Annotated in this window: 4 protein-coding genes; 2 read left to right on the top strand and 2 right to left on the bottom strand. The window is 47.9% G+C overall.

All coding sequences use genetic code 11. The annotated features are described in order from the left end of the window. Positions 1-95: 95 nt before the first annotated feature. Both ACEW8P_RS22365 and ACEW8P_RS22360 read right to left on the bottom strand, forming a co-directional pair. Positions 96-935, bottom strand: a complete 840-nt coding sequence (locus ACEW8P_RS22365) for an MBL fold metallo-hydrolase (RefSeq protein WP_373515290.1) — start codon at positions 933-935, stop codon at positions 96-98. A 78-nt stretch (positions 936-1,013) separates the two neighbouring features. Further along, positions 1,014-1,523, bottom strand: a complete 510-nt coding sequence (locus ACEW8P_RS22360) for a GNAT family N-acetyltransferase (protein ID WP_373515289.1) — start codon at positions 1,521-1,523, stop codon at positions 1,014-1,016. 132 nt (positions 1,524-1,655) lie between these two features. Here ACEW8P_RS22360 and ACEW8P_RS22355 point away from each other — a divergent pair, with 132 nt between their 5' ends. Further along, positions 1,656-2,402 carry a response regulator transcription factor gene (locus tag ACEW8P_RS22355; RefSeq protein WP_373515288.1) on the top strand — a complete coding sequence of 249 codons (747 nt, stop codon included), beginning with the start codon at positions 1,656-1,658 and terminating at the stop codon, positions 2,400-2,402. Between the two features lie 9 nt (positions 2,403-2,411). Beyond that, positions 2,412-3,722, top strand: a 1,311-nt coding sequence (locus tag ACEW8P_RS22350; RefSeq protein WP_373515287.1) for an ATP-binding protein, incomplete at its 3' end; no start/stop codon positions are given.

Below are 3,722 nucleotides of genomic sequence, written 5' to 3'. Positions count from 1 at the left end.
GGCATTCAATTTAAATAAATATTCAGATAATGCCATTTCTTGCGTAAAAAACGGCATCAAGCAGGCTTCATGTATATAGTGCGCCTATTGAGTAGTCAAGAAACCGAATAGTTCTCCCCAATGCGCAATACTTGATGCGGGGTACCGAAGCTGTGAGCTTCTTTCTCAAATGCTTCGGGCTCTTCGGTGTTGAATTCAAACAAGTGGTAATGATGCGGGATGACGCAGCCCGCGCCAATTTCTTTGCCCAGTTGGGCGGCTTCCCCGGCGCTGAGGTTGCCAGCCACGCGGCGCTCGGGTCGATTGCCGTTGATGGGTAGCATCGCCACGTCCACAGCATATGGCATAAGCAGATCTTCCAGGCCATTGAACCAGAGCGTGTCACCGCTATGATAGACTCGGTAATTGCCGAATTCAACCACATAGCCCATGAATTTGCACTGGCCCAGGTTGTCGCGTTCTACCATATTGTGCGCCGCCGGAATGCCATAGAAGCGAAAATCGCCGATGTCTTTGATGAAACTATCATTCATACCGATGGGAAAATTGACATCGCAGCCCAGCCGCTCGGCGACGAAGGCGCGATTGGCCTCGGGAATTACCAGTTTTATGTCAGGATTGGCGTCCAGAATAGGCCGCAACGTGTCGGCGTCGAGGTGGTCGGTGTGGTTGTGGCTGCTTGTAACGATGTCGAGGAAATCCAGCCGGGCCGGGTCAATGGCCCGCTCGCTCATGCGCACGTGCGGCTTGTCGGTTTCGGCGTACTTTTTGGTGAGCGAATCCGACAAATAAGGGTCAAACAGCAAATGCTTCCCCCGCCATTGAAGCAGAAAACCACTCTGCCCCAGCCACCACAGCCGGAAGCCGTTTCGGTGGTTGAAGCTGGCACTTATATCTGCCAGCAGGGCGTCGTCTTTTTGAGAAGCTGCAATCATAGGGAGTTTATGAGGGGACCGCCCCCGCGGTTTAAAGTCTATGAGTAGAGGTAGGGTAAAGTTGATTTTTCGATGAGTTCATCGTTCAATAATCTCCCATCGCCACATCAGGCCGTCTTCGGGGTCGCTGAAATCGTCCGTGCGGAAGAAGCCTACTTTCTGTAAAATTCGGGTCGAGTAGTTTTCTTCGGGTATCGTGTGGGCGATTACTTTTTTTACTTCGCTGTGGGTAAAAGCGTGGTTTACCAGCCCGCGGGCGGCTTCGGTGGCGATGCCCAGGTTTTGGTGCGAAGGACGAATTTCGTAGCCGATCTCTACGCGGCCTTCGGCGTCGGGTTCGCCCTTATAGCCGCACGAACCTACCAGCATATTGTCGGGCCTGTACACGATCAGATGTACCCACCAATCGCGCAGCGGCTTGTGCGCTTTCCAACGCAGGTAAGCCGGGGCAAAGGTATCTCGGTACTGGCTCCATTTCTTCGGCACATTGGCCCCAATAGTCTGGGAGAGTACACTACCACCCATTTTTATGGCGTCGAATATGGTGTCATCGCATGGCAACAGGCGCAGGCGCGGGGTTTCGATCATTATTAATCACTCCGTTGGTTTGGATTTATAAAATTACAAGTTTGCCCGAGATAACTGCGTTCAAAAAAATCAAACGTATTTTTGTGCAGGTAGCGCTACACTAAACGCTTAAACACTGTATTCGTCATCGCCATGCGGGAGAAAAAAAACTACGATTTTCAACAGTCAGAAGCAGATCACGCAAAGAAAATACTGCTGATAGAAGACGATACCCAGGTTTGTTCCTTTATAAACAAAGGACTAGGAGAAGAAGGTTTTGAAGTGAGTGTGGCTATGGATGGTGGCATTGGTTTGCAATTAGTAACGGGTTCATCCTTCGATCTGATTATCATGGACATCATGTTACCTATTATTGGTGGGCTCGATTTGTGCAAGATGATTCGTACCCACGATCTCGAGGTGCCCATCTTGCTACTCTCGGCGCTGGGAAGCACCGAAAACGTGGTAATGGGCCTCAATACTGGTGCAGATGACTACCTTACCAAACCCTTCAAATTCATTGAATTACTAGCCCGTATTCGTGCGCTGCTCCGCCGGAAGGATGCCGTTAAAATAGAACTGCCGTACGAAAAAAGTATTCAGTTCGGCGACTTATTGCTGAATGATTATACGAAAGAAGTACTTCGCGAAGGCCGGGCGATTTCGCTCACATCGACCGAGTACCGTCTGTTACATTTTTTTATGAATCACCCGCGACGGGTGTTGTCGAGGGTGGAAATTCTTGACGAAGTATGGGGTGTCAACTTTGATATGAATACTAACGTGGTAGATGTGTACATAAATTATCTCCGAAAAAAATTAGAAAGGTCGGGCGCTTCCCGTCTCATTCACACAGTTATTGGTATGGGGTACGTTCTGAGGGAAAATCATGAGAACTGAGAGCAAGCAATGAAACTAAAGACTAAAATCATCTTACTGCTCAGTACAATCTTTTTGTTGTCTGTACTGCTGTATAGTAGTTTTATTTATTATGCTTCCGCCAATTATTCCTTCGAGGATTTTTATAAAAGACTTGAGATAAGAGCAGTAACAACCGCTAAAATTCAGCTTGAAGACAGCCAGGATCTGAATGCAATCAAACAGGTCAAGCAGGAATACCTGGAAAAACTACCCCAGGAGAAAATCTATATTCTGCAGGTGCCAACGGCCGATTCACTTCGTTCGGAGGCCGCCCGCTTGCGTGTCCCGATCAGTTTTATAAAAGATATCGAGGAGCAGAAGGCTGCATCTTTAAAGATACAGAACACCTTCTATTCGGGCATCCGATACACGGTGGGCACGAAGGATTATATCGTGATCGTCTCGGCCGAGAATTATTACAATACCCACCACATTGCGTATCTACGTAATCTGCTCATTTCGCTGCTGATTATTGCGGTGGTATTGATGGTGATAATTTCATTTTGGTTTTCAAGAATACTCATCCAGCCCTTACAGGATATTACTACTAAAATGGAAGATATCAGTTCTGAAAATTTGCAAATGAGATTGCCAGTTCCCCAGAACGACGACGAACTGAGTACCCTTTCCAGCACTTTTAATGGGATGCTCGACCGCCTCGAGGCAGCCTTCGAATCACAGAAAAATTTTGTCAGTAATGCATCCCACGAGCTCAATACTCCGCTGACGTCCATTATTGGCGAAGCCGACGTGGTTCTCTCCAAACCACGTACCGTTCAGGAGTATCAGGAAGCTCTGACGGCTATCCTGGATGCTGCCGAAAAGCTGAGCAAAAAAACGAAGGCTTTGCTATTTCTGGCCCAAACTGGCTACAACGGCAAGGTGGTTAAGTTCGATAAGGTACGGATCGACCAGTTGATCTGGGATGTCAAAGACACCGTCGATAAAATCTATCCCAGCAATAAAGTCGCTTTGGATTTCAGCTTATTGCCGGAAAATCCCGAAAACTTACAGATCATGGGCAACGAGCAGTTGCTGCATTTGGCGCTTTCCAACGTCATTATGAACGCCTGTAAGTATTCCAACAATGAAATCGTCCGGGTTTCATTGGGAGCGTCCCTGAGTAAAATAATTATCGTGGTGAAAGATCAGGGCATTGGCATTCCCACGAATGAGATCAACTATATCTACGATCCTTATTTTCGAGCCAGCAATACCATCTCTTTCGAGGGCTACGGAATCGGCCTGCCCATCAGTCGCAATGTGGTCAAGATGCACCAAGGCGAGTTGCTGGTGACG

It is taken from the genome of Persicitalea sp., from assembly GCF_041751555.1.
Taxonomy (GTDB): Bacteria; Bacteroidota; Bacteroidia; order Cytophagales; family Spirosomataceae; genus Persicitalea.
This window is presented reverse-complemented; position numbering and strand designations above follow the sequence as displayed.

Bases quoted from the DNA above. Each gene is read 5' to 3' on its own strand.
- ACEW8P_RS22360 (WP_373515289.1), bottom strand. From the start codon at position 1,523: ATGATCGAAACCCCGCGCCTGCGCCTGTTGCCATGCGATGACACCATA.
- ACEW8P_RS22355 (WP_373515288.1), top strand. From the start codon at position 1,656: ATGCGGGAGAAAAAAAACTACGATTTTCAACAGTCAGAAGCAGATCAC.
- ACEW8P_RS22365 (WP_373515290.1), bottom strand. From the start codon at position 935: ATGATTGCAGCTTCTCAAAAAGACGACGCCCTGCTGGCAGATATAAGT.